This window comes from Haloferax prahovense, assembly GCF_000723845.1.
In the GTDB taxonomy this organism is placed as follows: Archaea; Halobacteriota; Halobacteria; order Halobacteriales; family Haloferacaceae; genus Haloferax; species Haloferax prahovense.
In genome coordinates this window covers 59,527-78,223 of record NZ_LK053003.1, presented here as the reverse complement: position 1 = coordinate 78,223, position 18,697 = coordinate 59,527, and the positions used below count along the sequence as shown (strand labels likewise).

Genomic DNA, 18,697 nt, shown 5'->3' with positions numbered 1-18,697 from the left:
ACCTTTGCCCTCCGATGAAGCATCGAGTGCCCTCCGTACTGGTAGCCGCGTTGCTCGTGTCGAGTTCCATTATCGGCCTCGCCACGGCACAGCCCCCGAGACCAGGGACTGAAACAAACGGCCTCACGGAAAACGAGTCGGCAACGCTCTGGTCTCGCGATAGCGACCGCTACGTCAGCCAACAAGACTACCAGCAGCAGTACGGCGACGACCGAACGGCGCTCCACCAACTCGCCAACGGGACTGACATCACGTTCACGCGCCCGCCGGCAACAGCCGCGACGTGGACGCGCAACGACTTTGCTGATCTCGACGCAGGCGGACCCGACACGTCGACCTACCCACCCCACGCGTCACTCGAAGATGGGACGTTCATCGATGATGCACACGCGACGATTTTCGCGGTCACGCCATCGACGCGTGGCCATCTCGACGCAGGTGAGACACCGCTCTATATCGCTCCCAATGGGACGGTTCGTGGCCTCGTCGATTATCGTGTTCGCGTTCCAACCAGGAACGAAACGGGCAACCGGACTACCGACTGGGCACTCGTCTCCCATGAGATTGAGAACATCCGTCTGAAAATCGACGGCATTCCAGTCGCAACTGCGAGCGGCACTCACACGCCAGAATTACAGTATCACACCACTCACTCGTGGGGTGCGAACCTCACGCTCGAAGCGACCATCTCTGTTCGCCTCAAGAAGACAGTCGAGACAACGGTTGGTGGCGAATCCGAGACGACAGTCAACTACCGGACGGAGACACGAACCGTCTCGGACACACTCGATACCGAGATTTACGACCTCGCGGCGTACCCCTACTACGCGCAGTACCCGAACGGGGATACTGGCGTCGCGATTTTCCAGTCCCGGCCGTGGCAGGGCTATACGCTCACCGACGATGAGAACTCTCGGGTCCGTGGTGTGTGGCGGTTCTACACCGCTCGCAACACGAACTGGGACACCCTCGTCACATCGACCGGGTCAACGACAACCACGGCACAGTCGGATGCGATTCCCGTCCGAGTTCACGCGTATCCTTCACAGATCGGGCCGCGAGCAGAGCCGGTTCGCGATGGGCCGGATATCATCGATACGTGGGGGACTGACCGGGCGTCACCTCGCCGGACGATCGGCGAGAACGTAACCGTCGAGGTCGTCAATCAGTCGTACACGCCGACGTACGGACTGGCCGTCCGTGCGGAGACCGTCGACCGGGAGGCGCTTCGGGTGGGTGGGATCGTTCGCGGCGTGAATGCCACGATTGTCGACCCCCAAGTCGGGTCAGCGCGCCAGCTTCGTGAGAGTAACCTCTCTGTTGAGCTCGTTTCGCAGACGACGTCGAACGCGACGCTTCGAGTCGAGTTGCGCGATAACCAGACGGGTGCGCCAATCGCGTCGAATGGGAGTGACCGACAGTACCCGATTGGCGGGTCGTCACACAGCGGCTACATCACGGTGGGTGACCAGCGCGTTGAGACCAATGAGAGTGGCATCGCGATCGTCACGCTGGACGAGCCGGGGATCTACACCGCTCGCTACCACCCCGGCACGTGGCTTGGCCACGACCCAGCATATGTGGGCGATACGGCCTCCGTTCGCTGGCATCCACTCGGGACTCTCGAGGGCTGGGTTACGTTCGTATTCGAAGTTGGCTGGCAGGCGATTCCGTTCGTCGTGACGTTCTACGCCGGTCGCCGACTCCTCCGCATGTTTGGTCCGACAGATAGCTACTACCGAAACCAATGATTCCAACCGATTCACCGATTGATAGACGTACCGTCCTCCGAACCGTTGGCGGGGCCGCCCTCGCCAGCGTTACCGGCTGCCTCGATGGTAGCCGTAACTCGGGCACAATGACGCCCGACCAGACATCGGCGACGACCGAGCGTGCTGGTCCCCTCTCACGCATCGCTGTCGAGGGCCAAGCCGTCGTTGTTGAGGTTGATGCTGACGCACCCGTCGAACAGGTAAACCTCATTCAGCCGAATGGGGAGCTCTTCGGGAAGCGCGGGCTTGCCGCCGGCGCACGACAGGTTTCGTTCGAAATCGGGACTGCCTACGAGCCCGGTGGGTACCGTATCGTCGCGCTGGATGGTGACGAAACTGTTGCTGAGGGCTCACTTTCCATTCAACCGGACCTCAGCATCGTCGAGATGGGGATTGGGAGAAATCAGCCAGAGGAGATGTGGAACTCTTCGGGTGACGAAGTTACTGATGAGGCGTTTGTGACTGTTGAGAACCGTGGAACGGGGCCAAACGCAGTCACGAAATTACTCTTCATCGGAGACGTTCCGTATCCCTCCGATGAAGAGGGGACGAACTACGCCAACCATGACGATGTTAGTGGGATCTATGACCCCGAGTCTGACTCTGAAGTAGCTGAAGTTGTTATTCCAGCCGGGAAGCAACTCACGATTTACAGCTTTCGGTCTCCGTTCGCTTTTGTTCCCGGTTCAGATATCTCGTGTCAAGATGGGGAGCAGAGTGGTGAGTTCAACCTCATCCTCAAAACACGTGTAGCTGCTTCTGAGGTGTCTAAGACCTACAACGTTCAGTATACAGACTCGACTAGTACTGAGGGTTGCAGTATCTCCATCGGAGAGCACGATGGTTGATCTAATTGACGTTGTACTTGAGGGATTCAAAGAGGCGCTTAGCTGGTTGACTGGCCTGTTCATGCGGGGTCTGAGAACTGGATATCAGTCTCTCACGGAGGGTATGTTTGGAACTCCGACTCCACGTACTGATGGGCCGATTGTGTTTGGAACAGCGTCTAATGGGCCGTGGCCTGCGATACAAGACGCTTTAGTTGGCGGTGAGATTATGCTGATCTCGCTGTTGTTGTTGGTAATGTGTGTTCAGGGGCGTCATGCGCTCCGAATTTTCAATATCGGGAGTGCGTACGAGGCAAGACGCACTAAGAAAACTGCGTGGGTTGGTGCGCTCCTCATCGTATCTTGGTACTGGGTTAGTATTCTGTCCCTCTACCTCGTTGACGGTTTCACGATCGCCTTGATGCCGAGTCTGAGTTCACTTGGAGACACGATGTTCGAACTTCTAGAGGTGTCGCTAACTAACCCCGTTCTCGCCTTTTTATTCGGCGTTGCTGGCGGACTGTCAATGTGGTCTCTTGAGGCGTTCTATTACATCCGTGAAGTTCTCATCTATGTCTACGTGTATGGGATGCCGATTGCGTTCGCCCTCGGTTACGGTAACCTCCCGGTCATCTCTGATATCGCAGTTGGGTTCAGCAAACGGTTTGTTCCTCTTGCAGTACTTCCTCTCCCTGCAGCAGTCGTATTCAAAGGGTACGACCTACTGTTCTCACAGAATGCTCTTGCTCCAAGTAGTCCATTCATGAGGTATCTTGTAGCAACGTCACTTCCACTAATCGCGCTCTATCTCACCTGGAAGACGTTCACGTACGCGACGCCCCTCACCGCGAAGGTGATTGGTGGTGCAACGCGAGGCGCAGCCCTCATCGGCGGCGTCGCAGCTGGTGCGTACGTTGGTGGCGCTGGCGTTGCGACGACGGCCGCCCGCTGGGGACCGAAAGCCGCCGCCGGCCAAGCCCTCGCCCAGCGAGCAGCCGCACAGCGTGACTCGACTGATGACAGCGACGGACTGCCGTCGTACCGGCGGACCGAAAACGAACCCCGAACCCGCTAACTATGTCGACAGATCAAGACACAGCCGCTCGGCGCATCATGGACCAGTTCGGCGAAGCGAGTCGCATCCCCTACCTCAACATCGAAGAGGGTGACGTCGGCATCCTCATCGCTCTCCCCATCTGTGGGTTGCTCCTCGCCGGCCTCACGGGCATTGAATCACTCGCCGTCCCGCTTATCGCAAGCGGCCTCGGGATGGGTGCGGCCATCGTCTACGTCACCCCCGACCATCTGAACGCATGGACGTGGACGAAAGACGTCTATCGCTACGCCAAACGGCCCCGGATTACGCTGAGTGCGCCGGAACACTCGGAGAGCCAATCGAACGAGACCGTGCGCAACGAGGGCGGACTCGCGAACTACACGCCATTCACGCCGGACGAGCGAACCCAAGACCTCACGAATATCGAGCGAGCGTGGCCCGGCGCCGGCGCGATTCAGCGGACCGATGGCGCGATGGAGGCGTTCATCGAAATCGACCCGGGGAACATGGACTTCGCGATGGCCGACGACTGGGCCCAACTCCAGGACGCAGGCACCGAGTTCGCCAACAAAGAACTCGACTCGAAGCTCAAATTCCACGCAACAACCCGGTCATTCCCGGTCGAACAGATCACCGAGACAATCGAGGAGCGACTCACCGACGAGGACGTCACACAGAACCCGATCTTCCGGGAACTCCTCGAGGAGTATCGGGAGACGCGGCCCAAAGAAATGCGTGACCGCGGCATTCAGCAGGTCCGATACTACATCGGTGTAGAAGTCTCGCCACTCGAAGTCTACGACCGATACCGTGACGAGGGAACGCCGGCTGAAAAGCTGACGCAGTTCCCCGTGATTGGCATCCTGTTCAACCCGTTCGTCACCCGGCGTGCGGACCTCTCTGACGTGGAACGCCGCGCTCAGATGTTCGAGAAGCTGGACGACCGGATCGAAGACGTCCGTTCCGAATTCATTCAGCAGGCCTCCGGCTGGTCTGCCCACCGACTCAGCACGGTCGAATTGTTCGTCCTGAACATGGACTTCTGGAACGGCGAGGAACACGATTTCGAGACCGAAGCAGGCGTAATTCGCGAACAGCCGATTCTCGGCCGCTCACGCCGGGAGGAGGCGTTCGATGCGTAACCTCCCGTTGCAGTCGAGTCGTGATATTCTCACGCAGCTCACCCAGTGGGCTCAACAGCCGACATCCCCCGAAGGTGCAGCATTCTATCTGGGCACCATCGTGGTGCTCGGTGTCGGCGGGACAGCCCTCTGGCAGCGGTACCGCACCGACGATGAGCCGGAAGTCGACTTCTCGGATGTCTTCGACGAGGAAACCCTCGAAGCCGGCGAGGCAGAAGGCCAACTTCTCGACGATATCTCGGAGTCACACAAGACGGCGACAGCACCGGCGGCAATCGAATGGGAGACGCGAGCTGCCCGTGTCGGTGAGCAATGGACGACGACGCTGTACATCGCTGATTACGCCGACTACCCGAATGACGGCTACTTGAGTGACCTCTTCGAGTTGACCGACGTCGAGTTCGACCTGACGGCGCACATCACGCCGAAGAACCAACAGCGCGCACGAAACGAACTGCAGAATATCGCTGACGACCTGCAGGTCGACGCTGATTTAGAACAGAGCGTCCGGAGTGAGTATCTCCAAGAGCGAGCCAACGAGGCAGCGGCGACGTACAAGGCCGTCGAGAGTGGTGCGAGTGTGTTCGACCAAGGGCTATTCGTCACCGTCCGCGCCGACGACACGGACAACCTCCGAGATGCTGTCAGAGCAGTCAAAAGCGCGCTCCGTGACGAACCGGCGAATCTCACGCCGAAGACGGCTATTTGCCGGCAGGACCTCGCGCTCCAGTCCGCCGCGCCAATTGGCGACAACGTCTTTGGTCGGGAGTCGATTGCCCTCGGGGGTGCTGTTGGGTCGCTTCTGGCGTCGCCACATAACGCGACGATTCTCGAAGAAGGAGGCGTCGAGTTCGGGATCCACAAGGACAACCAGAGTCCGGTCGTCATCGACCCGTTTGCCCGCGATAACGGCTATGCGATGTTCACTGTCGGCGACACAGGCTCCGGAAAATCGTTCGGTGCGAAGGAGAACTTCATTCGGTCGATCGAACAGAGCAAGGACCGCATCGGGATCATTCTCGAACCGCTCAACAACTGGGCGGGCGTCTCCGAAGCGCTCGATGCCAAGCGCATTACCGTTGGTGGGACACTCGGGTTGAACCCGCTCGAAATCCGCCAGACGCCCGAACACGTCCAACGGGCGATGGGTGAAGACGCGAGCCCGTTCAACGAGAAACTCGACGACGCGATGAGCTTCCTGACGAATTTCTTCGCCCTCCGCGGCATCTCACTCGGTGACCGCCGAACGACGCTCGAACTCGGACTCAGACACGCCTACGACCGTCATGGCATTACGGATGATATCACGACGCACGGCAACCCGAGCCCGACGATTCGAGAAATGTTAGACGTCTTTGAGGAGATGGTTGACGACCCCGAATCGTTCGTCGTCCGGTCGGATGCGGAAGCCGAGAAGCTTAGCAACGATGCGACGTGGTTAATCGACCAACTGCGGCCCTTCGAAGAAGCAGGCCGCTACGCGAACCTCGGGAAAGAATCGGAGTTCGACATCCGTGACGAGAAAGTCATCTATCTCGACCTCGCCCAGCAAGAAGGCAGCGTCGACAGCAGTACGGCGCTGACGATGCAGTTGCTCATCTCGCTCGTCTACGAGCGAGCGAAAGAGACGGACAAGGAGGTCGTGTTCGTCATCGACGAAGCGCGGTATATCATGCAGGACGCCGCGAGTCTGGCGTTCCTCGAAACGGTGTTCCGACACCATCGCCACCACGACCTCTCGATTCGCCTCGTTACCCAGACCGTCGACGAGTTCTTCGAGCACGCTGAAAGTGAGGCTATCCTCGACCAGTGTGCCGTTAAGCAGTTCCATCGCTTGGATGGGATGGACAAGGAATGGGCCGACGAGTTCGGCTTGAATCACGCCCAGATGCGGTATGTGCAAGACGCGGTGCCCGGGAATGAAGACGCTGGTTTCTCCGAGGCACTCGTCGGCGTCGACGGCGAGTGGCGTGGTATCAGAGTCGAAGCGATGCCCAAGGAAACGGAGGTCATCGACTTCGATCCGACCGAGCAGCGCCGGGCGTCGCTGCCCGGTGCTGGTGAGACAGCGGTCTCACCCGAGATTGAGACCTTTCGGACGGAGTTAGCGCAGCAAGCAAACGGAGAGTCACAAGACATGCAGACTGATTCAACAGCAACTGACACCGACCAGCTTGGAGGTACCGACGATGCCTGAGCGTGAGTATCTTCGCGTGACGCCGACCTCGGAGGAACTCACGGCTCGTGGTATCCCGCAGACGCTCGAGAGTCTCCACAAACTGATCCCTGACAGTTCGGGGCTGTGGTCGAAACTCAACCCGTTTACATCCGCGACCCCACCGTGCTTCGAGTTCCTCGCACTCAGTACCGGACAAGACGCGCCGGTTGAGTTCTACTATGGTGCTGACGACTATCTTGGGACACTCGAAGAGCGACTTCGATCTATCTATCCGAAGACGTTCGACATCGAGCGTGTCGAGGTGGACGTCGCGTCGAAGTTGATTCACCCGGTTGCATTGTCTCACGAGGAATTTGTCGAGCGGTACCAGCAGGGTGACCTGCAGTACGAGTTCACCGACGACGAACAGTATTCGGCTGCAGATGTCGACGTGGACGTGACGCCGGACGGTGGCGGAAGCGCCGTACACGAGTCTGGGGGTTCACCGACGGACACTGCCGACGAAATGGGTGGCAGAACGGCGGACGGACTGGTGTCGATTGGAGAGACAGTTGTCGAACTCGAAACGACTGACTCCCTCGCTGACGAGGTTTCGCCCACGTCGGTCGAGAAGCCGACGGTGGCCGCAGAGGGGACGATTCTCGCCCGCCCCGCGGCCGACGCCGTCTCACCACGGGGTGTGCGGTGGTGTGGGTCGGCAGTTCGGAAGCAAGACTGGATGTCGTCGTTGACTCCGCTGACGGCGACGCCCGACGAGAGCACGCTGCCGGCGGTCGACGAACCGGGGGCTGTGCTTGCGTCGCTGATCGACCATCTGAACGATGCACGCGAACCGCTCGCGTTCCAAGTCGTGTTTCAGCGCCGGGAGAGTTGGCAAGCAGATGCAGAACTCCGCAAAGAGGACTTGAATGATGGCCGGGATACGCTGTCGCAGAAAATCCTTGGCGACCTGCTTGACCCCGAACTAGAGTACGAACGTCGAACCCGTGACGAGTTGAGTGACATCGTCGTCAAGCGGCTTGACGCGATTGATGCGGTTAACCCCAAACGCTCGTACACGACGAATATCCGGGCGATTGGTGTACCAACGAATGAGGCTGGCCGCGACGCCCTTGATGACCGCCTGTCGTCACTCGCGCCGGTCTTTGACCCACTCGACGGCCCGTTCTACGAGATCGAAGCGACGCGACTTCGAGACCGTGGCTTCCGACAATCGAAGAAAGAACAAAACGCGCGAGCAGCGCTCCAGCGACTCCTCTCGCGAGAGGTAGCGACTGGACGTGGTAAGACCCGGCCGGAGTTGGTTCTCTGTGGGGCTGAGCTTGCGAACTTCGTGGTTGTCCCTTCGTCGGAACGATTGACAATGGAGGGTTCTCGTGGGACGCGTGCTGAGCAACAGAGCCGGAACCCGCTTGCCCGTCCGAATCCGGACCTCATGAGCGAGTTCCGTGAGGGCATGGCAATCGGCTACGCGCTTGATGAGACTGGTGAAGCGGAGAAGCAACCGACTCGAATACCTCCCGGACTGCTGCCGACACACTATGGCCGGTTTGGGACGACTGGGGCCGGTAAGTCCAAGGCACAGATTAATGAACTCCTCTCACTCTACGAGGCGACGACTGGGCCGTCGATTCTCATCGAACCGAAGGGCGACGGTATGGCGGAGAACTACATGCGTGCGCATGCTGCGCGTTTCGGCTTGGACGACCTCAGAGAGAATGTTATCTACTTCTCTCTCCCAGACGTCCTCCCCGGATTCTCGTTTTTCAATCTCGAGCCGTCGCTTGAAAACGGACTCCGGCGAGAAGATGCTGTCCAGCGCAAGGCCGACCATTACGAGGAAATTCTGAAACTCGTTATGGGGGTTGACCGCTACGAGCGGGCGACAGTCGCACCTGGGTTGATTAAGTCGCTGATCAAAGTGTTGTTCGACGAGACGCATGGTCGCGAAAACGGCCAGTATCGCGAGTCAGCGGACTACTTCGCTCATCGGCAGTTGGAGTCTGTGCTTGACCAACTTTGGCAAGCAGGGCCACCCCAGCCAGATCTGAGTGCTGCCCCGCAATCGAGTGACGAGGCTGTCTCGCGGTCACTCCGACGACAGTTACAGGCAGACAAGACGACCTTCTCGAATGTGTTGGGTGGTGTCGGCAATCGTCTTTCAGTTATTTCGGACGACACACATCTGCGTCGAATCTTCAACAACACCGAGCCACGGTTTGATTTCCGCGATGTCATCGACGACGATACGGTGATTCTCTTTGATCTGGGTGATCTCCGTGAGGATGCTGCTCGCGTCATGACCGGTGTGATTCTGACCAACCTCGAGGACGCCCTGAAAGAAGAGAACCAGGATGTCGGTAAGCGGCCCGAGGATTACGTGGTTAATCTCCTGATTGATGAGGCAGCGTCGGTTGCTGTTTCGGATGTCATGAATACACTACTCGAGCAAGGGCGGAGTTTCCGGCTGTCAGTCGGGCTCTCGATGCAGTTCCCCGAGCAAATGAAAGCGGAAGGGGGGCGGCGCGCCTATCTCAACGTCCTCAACAATATCGGGAGTCCGATTGTGGGGAAGATCAACGTTGACCGTGAGCTCGCTAGGGCGATGGCTCACGAGGAAATGGACCCAACAGCGTTCGCGAACCGAATCCGGTCACTTCCGCGTGGTGAGTGGATTGCGAATCTTCCAAGTCCGATCTTCGGTGAGACTGGGCCGTATCCGTTCAGTCTCGCTCCGCTGCCGATTCCGGATGGGCATCCTGAGAGCGACCGTCCTCTTACCGAGAGTGAAGAGTCTCGGTTTAGTGAGACGCTCAGTCGGATGCAGGGCCGCGTTGACGAGACGTACGGCGTGACCACGACTGAGGCACCGGCGACAGAACTCCCCGACGAACTCAGTACCACGCTTGACATTACTGATGGGGAACTCGACACGGCTCTTGCGAAAGTCGTTCGAGCGGTGCAACTTCGGCTGTCCGAACGTGAGGCAAACGGCTGGGTTTCAGTCGAAACCGTTGATGATGAACTCCGCCGTCTGTGCGACGAATCAGGTGGTGATGCACCGACGTACGACGAACTATCGACGATTCGCCAGCGCTCTCGCTTCCTTGAAACGACGGTTCACCTCGACCAAGACGAACTCGTGATTCGTCTAACTGAAGCGGGCGAAGCGGTTGCTGCCCCCGACACTGGGGCAGTCCAATCTGCTGGTAGTTCGAAGCATGACGCTGCTCTTGCACAGATCGAAGCAGAACTGACGACCCATGGCTGTACAGTATCGATACTCAGCCAAGACGGGAGCGAGAAACCGGATGGGCGTGCGACGCACCCTGCGTTTGACGCTCCGTTTGCCATCGAGGTCGAGACGACAACGCCAGGGAAGCCTGCGAAAGTCCTCACGAACCTCCGCAAAGCACAGGAGGCGGGGGAAATCCCGATGTTTGTCGTTCGGGCTGGTGAGCCGGAACCCTACTGGGCAGAACGTGTCGAACAGGTGCTGTCGCCACCGCTTCGTGAACTCCAGTCAGGAGACACGCGGTTCTATACGACTGATACAACGATCTCGTTCAATGGTGGTGCGAGCGAGGAGGGTGGTCTGACGGCACTTCGACCCGTGTCACCTGAGAGCGCACAGACGATCTGGTCACGAGTCGATGGGGATCTTGTTTTGGAAGACGGTGCTGGGGGTGAACTGCTTCGAGTTGAGTCATTAGACGAACTCTCGAAGAGCCGACTGCCTGCGGTTTACAGCTATGATTCGGTGGCCGATGAGTACGTCGTCTATGCGGGGGGCGAGCAGTATGTCTACGACTCGAAAGAGGCGTTTACTGCTGACTGGACTAAGCTCAAGCGGCCATTCGTCCCCGAAGATGAACTGCCGTATCCAGGATTCAGTAGTGAGCAGTATCTTATCGTCATTCTTCGGAACGACGGTGACGCAGTAATTTATCGGGACGGCACAGTACGGCCCTTGAGTGACCTCTCGGAGCTGGATCTCGTCGCACAGCCAACCCAATCCAATACCGCAGCGGCCGAAAGAGCCGCAACCCCCACATCAGACGAGTCGGACGAGTCTCTGGTCGACGTATCGGAGCTTGCAGACGACCCTGATGCTGTTGTGGGCCGCTTCGCAGAGGAGTTCCTCCGTGAGACAGCCCACGGATCTGTCTCCTCTGAACGGGTTTACAACTGCTATCAGTCGTGGGTGACTGAACAGGGGCTTTCACCGGACTCAAAGCGGTGGTTCACACGCCGGCTGAGACAGCACGTTGAGTTCGATAGCACGGTCAAGAAAGACGGGAATGCCACAACTCGTCATTACGATGGGCTCGCCCTCACTCAGGAGGAATTATCTAATGACTGATACTGGTCTGTCAGCGTTTGTCCCCGGTCAGACGAACAACAGCCGATTCAACAAGAAATCGGCCGAAGGAGTGTTCAGACGGATGGTTACGACAGGTTACGATAGTATCGCCCAGAGTTACGACAGCCGTTACGATAGAATTCGGATAATAGCGGGACTGAACGGCGTATCTTGGACAGATTCGGATTGTCGGTTACGACAGAATCCGACTAGTATAGACAGGGGGGACCCCGTCGGAACTGGGTATTGTCAAAGTGAGCAGACAATGCAGACGTATTTGGACTCTGAAATGACTGCGAGTCAGCGAGGAACAACGAATGTGTGATGAAATTGACCTCGATATAGACCAGCTGCCACCCGAACTTCGCGAGCGTGAGCAGTGGGTTTGCTGGCGGAGTGAGATGCGAGATGACAAAGCGACGAAGGTCCCAGTCAACCCTACGACTGGCGGCTTCGGTTCGGCCACCGATTCCGTGACATGGGCTGATCTCGATACTGCGGTTGCGGCCGTCGAGTCAGACGACGCTGATGGGATTGGGTTTGTGTTCACCGATGACGACCCGTTTGTCGGTGTGGATTTAGACGACTGTCGAGACCCCGAGACAGGTACGATTGACGACGACGCACAGGCGATAATCACACAGCTAGACTCCTACACGGAGGTGTCGCCATCGGGAACGGGTTTCCACATCCTCGTTGCGGGTGAACTTCCTGCAGGACGGAATCGCCGCGGGAGTGTCGAGTGCTACGATACGGCGCGCTTCTTTACAGTAACCGGTGCCCACGTTGCGGGGACGCCGACAGCGATCACACATCGGCAGGATGCACTTGTCGACATTCATCGTGAATACGTCCAGCCCGATACTGAGCCAACAGCGGAGCCACCGAGTGCAACACCACCCGCAGCAGCACGTGATGACGCGAGTGAGCCTGCCCTCAATGACGAGGTTGTGCTGACAAAAGCGAGGGAAGCAGCGAACGGTGAAAAGTTCGATCGACTGTGGCGCGGCCAGACGAGTGGATACGAGAGTCACTCGGAGGCAGATATGGCACTCTGCTGTCTACTCGCGTTCTGGACGGGCGGGAACCACCCACAGATGGACCGCCTCTTTCGGGAGTCGGGGCTGTACCGCGAGAAATGGGACGAAGTCCACTATGCAGACGGGTCGACATACGGCGAGAAGACACTTGAGCGAGCAGTCCAGCAGACATCGGAGTTCTACGACCCCAGTCCAAGAAACGAATCGACGCAGTCGAAGCTAGAAACAGAGCCTGAGACCACCGACGTGGGTATCGACGAACCGAACCGCCAGAACGCCTACCTCATCGAGAAGAACCAATTGTTGTCTACCCGTGTGAGCGAGCTTGAGGCGACGATTAAACAGAAAGACGAGCGTATCGCAGAACTCGAAAGCCAGCTTGAGGACCTCAGTGCAGAGCCTTCGGCAGGTAGTGGTGAGGATAATCGTGAACAAGAACAACGAACCAGTGGCAGCGAAGACAACTCAGACAATACCTCGCTACTCGGCCGAACGAGACGCTTGTTCAGCGAGAACTCCAAGTAGTATCTGATAGCTGTCTCTGTTTTGTAGCCCCGTTAGGGGTGACGGGGCAACTTGTGTGCCCTGGAGACAACGTATGCATTCTGAGCAACAGCAACACACACGTAGCAACGAGAGACCGCTGAATAATTCGAACCAATCCAGTTCTCCGTGGTCAAACTTCCAACTGACTGTCCCAAATAACCGTCACTACATTTCGATTGTCGCGTTTGTTGAGTGTGTTCTCGTCGAACTCACTCACGAGGACGTTGGTGCGGAGTACGTCTCATCGAACGTGTGGGGAACAAAACGGACGCAGTTCATCGCAGTTGATGACGTTGCAGAGACGTTCTACAAACGTCATTACGACGAGCGTCTGGGGTGGCATGAGACGACAATCAGCCGGAAATCTGTACGCAACGAGTTAATAGACCGACTTTCGCAGACTGATTCACTCGCGACCGACCGTAGTTACAGCGTTCCTGTTGAGTCGACCGACGTGTTCAGGGTGAAGCCGGTGCGGCAACTCTACAATCGGCAATTTTAACCAACGAGAGGCAACACCATCTCGATTCTGTTGGTTAAGATAGTCGTATCACTCCCGAACTGAGGATACTTCATTGCTCAAAAACCAGCCGCTAATTTGAGATACTGATGCTTCTTGTTCTGAAGTTCAATCGTCGGCAGTATACGCACCGCTTCGGTGCTCGATTCGATGGACCTCGAGGATTGACTCATCGTAGTCCAAGACACAAGCCAGACGATACTGTCCGATACGGAGTTTCGAGAATGGCCCACCAGTTAACGGCTCAACAAAGTCGTCAGGATCTCGCCACTCTGAGTCGACAATCTCGTCGAGCTTTGAGACGATCCGGTCTTGAACGTGCGTATCGAGCCCTTTGAATTGGTTCGCAGCGCGTGGTGAGAACTTCCACGTCCAGTCTTCCTCACTCACCATCCGTGTCTCGATCCATCATTTCGAGGACTTCGTCTCGCGAGACTAAATCTGATTCACCGGACCGGAGGTCGTGTTCGCTCGCTGCGATTTGCTTCCATCCTTCTCGCGAAAATTCGGGATGTTTGATGGCGTCACGAGCAGCGTAGCGAAGGAATTCGCTCCGTGAGTTGAACCCCTGTTCTTCCCACGTTGCGTCGATGTCTTCGAGGAAGGCTTTGCTTAGCCGGAGGTTTATCTGCACCATCTCTGGGCCGTTATTGCTGGACCCTGTCTCAGCATCGGACATATGCGTGTGCTATGCGTCCGTGTAGACATAAGCTTTCTCCGAAGAACTACCTGATTGCCTTGATCGAATTCTCGGTGTCGTCGAAAGATTGGTCTGTACGTATCCACATCATGATAGCGTAATCGTCTACCCATGGACACGGATCTCAACCAACAGGTAAAAGAAATCGCCGAAGCGCGGGGCTTCACCGGGTCGGAGATCCTCGAACAAGCGTTGGAACGCGGTGTCGAAGATCTCTAGGCAGAGCTTATGATCTCACAACACGTAAACGACGGAATCGACCGAGAGACAGCCATCGATTTCGTCGGTCGAGACCGCGTCAAGCGTGCGGAGCACGAATTACAGGCCGTTGAAGATGACGTCCGCTGGGGACTGAGTGCGTGATTCTCCGCTACTACGCCGATGCAGAAATCTCGGAGTGGCATGACCATGCGCTCCGACTCCTGAAAACGCTTCACGACGAGTACGGCATCACAGTAGAGATCGACCGGATTGACGAACAGCATGGGCTAATCACAGACTTTCCAGGCGAAGTACGATACCCGACGCCTGAAGACGTCTACGAGCGCGATCTTAAACGTAACCGTGAGCTGAACCAAGTCATTGAGCAGACGCCGTCAGAGGCGTTCAAACGCTACGGAAAACTCGATATCGCCGGGAACATTTCGGTCGTTGATGATGGGGGTACCGTTTGGTGGGCCTCGACACTCCCGGGCTACGCTGACGGCTATCGGCTAGATGCTGAATCACGGACTGCAATGGACTTCTTGGAAGATATCGCCGCCTCTCCGAGCAACCGTCTCTGTGTCGAGTGCCTCTCTTTGCTGGACGGCGACGAGAGCTTCTGTCCGAACTGTGGCTACGAAGTTCCGTAACACAGTACACCCAATTAGAGTTCTTAGAGCTGTTTGGCATCCAGTGAGGCGATAGAATCCGAGCCAGTTACTGATCGGTCGCTGCATCTGTGTCCAAGTCGCGACTAGAAAGGCGGACTCGAAGTTCCTGGCCATGCTTAAGGTCTACAGATGGATCGTCCACCCGGAGTAGAATCGTCCCATTACCTGCGTCAACAACGTGTGCGGTGAGTTCTCGACTAGTGACTGCCGACTCGATTCTCCCAAGGCGCTCGTCAATCGCTGCGAGTGACTGCTCAACAGTCTGTGTCTCTGCTGTCTCAGTGTCTTCGGGTGACCGGGACTCGGAGCTCGTTTCCGCTGGCATCGGGGGCGTCTCATCAGCTTTCGTCTCGGGAGCACCGTTTGACAGCCGTGGTCCCGGTCGTAATGGGATTTGTGTGCGGAGTTGTTCGAGGTCTAACCCTTCGGCGGCGAGGTCGATGTCGTTACAACGGGTCGTGATGGGCAGTGAGTATTCGAGTTCAGCCGAGCCGTTGGTGAGTAATGACCCATTGGTCGTGGCTGTTGCCCGTACCTGACGAGTTGTCTGCTCTGTCACCCATGGTGGTGGTGTCCAGCCAGCGTCGTCCAATAGCGTATAGCAGTCAGTATCGTCGGTGGCCCACACGAAACTGTCATACTTGTCCTTGTACTGGGTTGCAGCGGAACCTTGTTGATGCGTGATAATCGTCTGGATGGGCGCAAATGCGTCGACAACGGCGTCGATAGTATCTGTTGTTGGGTGGTTGCTGAGCGGGAAGTGGTGCGTCGTGCAGGTGGCACTCGACAGTGGGTCGCTCGGGCCGCTCGTAAGTTGGACAAGCGTCGCACCGGGGTCATCGCGAATCGAGTCGAAGAGTCGCTTCGAGCTGCCACCGACTGGGACTTCTGGGCCGGCAATCGTGACACCACCCGCTGTGAGAACGTCGGTCGGAGAACTAAATTCTGGACTCGTAGTAACGTTCGGGACTGTGTATTCGAGACTCTCATAGAGTTTTGCTGCATGTCCAACGAGAGTGATTGGCAGCGGGTCGTCCCATTGGTCTGTGAGGTGCCCGAGGAGATAGGCGGTCTGTACCCCAGTCAGACCACTCGCAGTAGTGAGAACAGTTGACCCAGCACGCGCTCGTTCGAGAATCGTCCCAATCGCGTCGGTCAGTGTTGGTTCAAACTCGTCGTTCGTTGCCGCCGTCAGGACGAGCGCGTCGATTTCGATAGGGAGGTTGAGGTCGAAACCCCGGTAGCCAGCCGCCCGTCGCGTCGTAAAATCGCCAGTGACGAGAATCGTTCGCCGTACGTCGTCGTCGGTGACCTCGAAGAGGAAGCCTGTCGCACCTGGAGTGTGACCTGCCGGAACGGGGTGGACGCGAAGTTCCGGCGCAATCTGTGTCCACGAGGTGATCGGTTCGAGGCGATTGAGGACTTCTTCGGTCTGTGTAAAGCCGTGGTGTTCACGCCCCGTTTCGAGGACGTCTTCGAGAATTCGAGCAGTACCATCCCCAGTGTATATCGGGGGTCCATGACTGAGATTCGTCCCCAGAGACTGGTAGTGGTCAAGATGTGCGTGCGTCAAACAAATTGCGGTGAGATACTCCCCGGCGTCTTCGTCGAGGAGCGTGGTCGTATCGACATCTGCTCCAGCATCAACGAGCACACAGACGGTCTGGTCGGCGAGGAGTCCGTCGAACCGGAGGATGAGCGACTCACGACCAGAATGTGGATTCGCATGCTGAAACTGGATGTGCATTGATGTCCAATCCTACAAAGGGACGGCCCATATATCATTCCACAACTGACAGAAGAAAAGAACCATATGAAGACAGATACAGTTGGTGTGGCACGACTGCGGTCATGAATTCAACATCCTGAAAGCCCCCGGACGCTCGACGACCGCGACTCGCTGCGCGCCTCGTTCCTGCGGTGCTTGCTCTGAAGAGCCGGTCTTGGATATCTCCCAGAATCGCTTGATTAGACCTCGTCGTAGTAGGTTCCCGGCTCTCTGAAGTTGGGCGCGATGTCGAAGAGTTCTGGCTGCGTGTATTCTTCTCCGTGCTGAATCATTGGGTCGACACCAAGATGGCGTTGCACCTCTACCTTCCGCAGCTTGAGGAAGTGGCGACCAGTTCCCTTCGTCCTCATCAAGTGGTCGTAGTATATCTCGATTTGATACACAACTTCCTCAATATCCCTTTCGTCAAAATCGTTCATTAGATGGCCGAGACGCCCCTCACCCTCTTCACCCAGTCGAGGTGTGCGGACCGCTGCTGCAAGTTTACCTATTTGTCTAGGAGATAGGCTTCCGATTTCAGCTGCTTCTCCAACAGGTAGATCAACAGCGTCAGAGTCTGCGGAATGGGTCAACGGGTCACCATCTGAGTCTACAGTGATACCCTCGTCTTCAACGTAGAAGTGCAGCTTGACGCCCATATCTTTCATCGGTCCGTTTCCGATGTTCCGTATCTTCGGCCACAGAAATTGGTCGTAGGAGTCGACATCAAGGACCTGGAGTATCGGTTCGTGGCTGGCTTCCATCAATTTCTGCTGGCCTTCCTGCAGTTCATTCTGGCTGCCTTGTCTAATTGCCAAGACACCGTAGATTCCGATCAATAATACCGAGGTAGCGAAATTGAGTCCAATGCTCAATAGCTGGAGATTGTTCGATGCATCCGCATACGGCGACAGTAAGTAGAGGAACGTAAGAGAGAGGGCAAGAAAAACTACGGCACCCACCACAGCAGCTGCCAACATGAGATTGTCCCGTTGCATATTGACCAGATTCAGCCAAGAGCCACATAGATATACCTCAAGGCGACATGGCTAGGAGACTTCCTGAATTGTGGGAGAATCTAAAATCTGCTGTGACTACGCAAAAGGACGGCTCACGGGATGGAATTTTTATACTAATCTGACGAATAGTTAGGATATGCAGGCTGTTGACCGCGTTTCAAACCGGTTTCGGGACTTGTTCACACGAGTTTTCGCTCGTCTGTATCACGGACCAGTAGAATCGGTCAGTAGTTTCAACGGATATAGCGACGACCAAGATGTGTACTGGTTCGAAAGCAACTCTGCTGCGTTTGGACAGGCAACGCCAGTCGGTACGATTATTCTGAATAAGCAGCGGATGGATAATCTGTCAGACGAGGCAGCCGAACTCGTCTATCGGCATGAACAGGGGCATCTTAATCGTCTTCCTGTTTTCAGAGGTTTATTCTGGGGTTTAATACTCAATGGGGCCATCGGGATCTACTATTTCTTACAGAGCCTCGGGTACTCACTTCTGATTCCGTTTGGAGTCACTATCGAACCGGTAGCGATGATGGTTGGAGTATCTTTGATACTCATTCTGCTCATGGTGGGTGCCGCCCGTCTTGAGGAGTTAGCAGCTGATCTCTACGCGCTCCGGAGTATGGGTGAGGAGGAGTTCCTTACCGCATACGATGAAATCTCTGAAGAAGGGAGTGATTCGCTTCACGTTAGGATCGTGAACCAGATACAGTACACTGATCCCGAAAACGTGGTCAAGTTCCATCGATTCTTAGCCCGAGCGAAGACGCTGTACCCAGCGTAGTTCATTAACTCGTCTACGGATTCACCAAACCATCCAAAATAGGTAGTACTGGGGGTAGGTTTCTTTTGACCCCTCTATGGGTGAGGGGCTCGCTGTACTGGCGGG

The 18,697-nt window shown here is 56.7% G+C and carries 13 protein-coding genes; 9 read left to right on the top strand and 4 right to left on the bottom strand.

The genetic code is table 11. From position 1 onward, the window contains the following. The first annotated feature begins 14 nt into the window (after positions 1-14). The 7 genes from BN984_RS18765 (at position 15) to BN984_RS18735 (ending at position 12,905) form a co-directional block, all read left to right on the top strand. Positions 15-1,751 carry a hypothetical protein gene (locus BN984_RS18765; protein ID WP_049969045.1) on the top strand — a complete coding sequence of 579 codons (1,737 nt, stop codon included), beginning with the start codon at positions 15-17 and terminating at the stop codon, positions 1,749-1,751. Next, entirely contained in the window at positions 1,748-2,620 is an 873-nt protein-coding gene (locus BN984_RS18760; protein ID WP_081909282.1) for a hypothetical protein, read from the top strand. Before BN984_RS18765 ends, BN984_RS18760 begins: the two co-directional genes overlap by 4 nt. Then, entirely contained in the window at positions 2,613-3,674 is a 1,062-nt protein-coding gene (locus tag BN984_RS18755; protein WP_049969043.1) for a hypothetical protein, read from the top strand. The genes BN984_RS18760 and BN984_RS18755 overlap by 8 nt, the downstream gene beginning before the upstream one ends. Positions 3,675-3,676: 2 nt before the next feature. Next, the gene (locus BN984_RS18750; RefSeq protein ID WP_049969042.1) at positions 3,677-4,798 is read left to right on the top strand and encodes a hypothetical protein; all 1,122 of its coding nucleotides are present in this window, start codon (positions 3,677-3,679) and stop codon (positions 4,796-4,798) included. Further along, on the top strand, positions 4,791-6,995 hold the full coding sequence (locus BN984_RS18745) for a VirB4 family type IV secretion system protein (protein ID WP_049969041.1): 2,205 nt from the start codon (positions 4,791-4,793) through the stop codon (positions 6,993-6,995). Before BN984_RS18750 ends, BN984_RS18745 begins: the two co-directional genes overlap by 8 nt. After that, entirely contained in the window at positions 6,988-11,340 is a 4,353-nt protein-coding gene (locus BN984_RS18740) for a type IV secretory system conjugative DNA transfer family protein (protein WP_049969040.1), read from the top strand. The genes BN984_RS18745 and BN984_RS18740 overlap by 8 nt, the downstream gene beginning before the upstream one ends. Positions 11,341-11,657: 317 nt before the next feature. Further along, on the top strand, positions 11,658-12,905 hold the full coding sequence (locus tag BN984_RS18735) for a phage NrS-1 polymerase family protein (RefSeq protein ID WP_049969039.1): 1,248 nt from the start codon (positions 11,658-11,660) through the stop codon (positions 12,903-12,905). Between the two features lie 649 nt (positions 12,906-13,554). On the opposite strand, the gene BN984_RS18730 is transcribed toward BN984_RS18735, so the two are convergent. Both BN984_RS18730 and BN984_RS18725 read right to left on the bottom strand, forming a co-directional pair. Then, positions 13,555-13,839 (bottom strand): type II toxin-antitoxin system RelE family toxin, encoded by a 285-nt coding sequence (locus tag BN984_RS18730; protein ID WP_049914854.1) that lies wholly within the window; start codon positions 13,837-13,839, stop codon positions 13,555-13,557. After that, the gene (locus BN984_RS18725) at positions 13,829-14,125 is read right to left on the bottom strand and encodes a ribbon-helix-helix domain-containing protein (RefSeq protein ID WP_049969038.1); all 297 of its coding nucleotides are present in this window, start codon (positions 14,123-14,125) and stop codon (positions 13,829-13,831) included. Before BN984_RS18725 ends, BN984_RS18730 begins: the two co-directional genes overlap by 11 nt. A gap of 380 nt (positions 14,126-14,505) precedes the next feature. Between BN984_RS18725 and BN984_RS18715 the strand changes: the two genes are divergently transcribed. Further along, positions 14,506-15,000 (top strand): hypothetical protein, encoded by a 495-nt coding sequence (locus tag BN984_RS18715; protein WP_004043273.1) that lies wholly within the window; start codon positions 14,506-14,508, stop codon positions 14,998-15,000. Between the two features lie 67 nt (positions 15,001-15,067). Here BN984_RS18715 and BN984_RS19255 read toward each other — a convergent pair whose 3' ends face one another. After that, entirely contained in the window at positions 15,068-16,768 is a 1,701-nt protein-coding gene (locus tag BN984_RS19255) for an MBL fold metallo-hydrolase (protein ID WP_081909280.1), read from the bottom strand. Between the two features lie 221 nt (positions 16,769-16,989). Further along, the gene (locus tag BN984_RS18705; protein WP_049969036.1) at positions 16,990-17,787 is read right to left on the bottom strand and encodes a hypothetical protein; all 798 of its coding nucleotides are present in this window, start codon (positions 17,785-17,787) and stop codon (positions 16,990-16,992) included. A gap of 157 nt (positions 17,788-17,944) precedes the next feature. Between BN984_RS18705 and BN984_RS18700 the strand changes: the two genes are divergently transcribed. After that, complete coding sequence (locus tag BN984_RS18700; protein WP_049969035.1) at positions 17,945-18,592, top strand: M48 family metalloprotease; 648 nt, start codon at positions 17,945-17,947, stop codon at positions 18,590-18,592. Positions 18,593-18,697 lie beyond the last annotated feature (105 nt).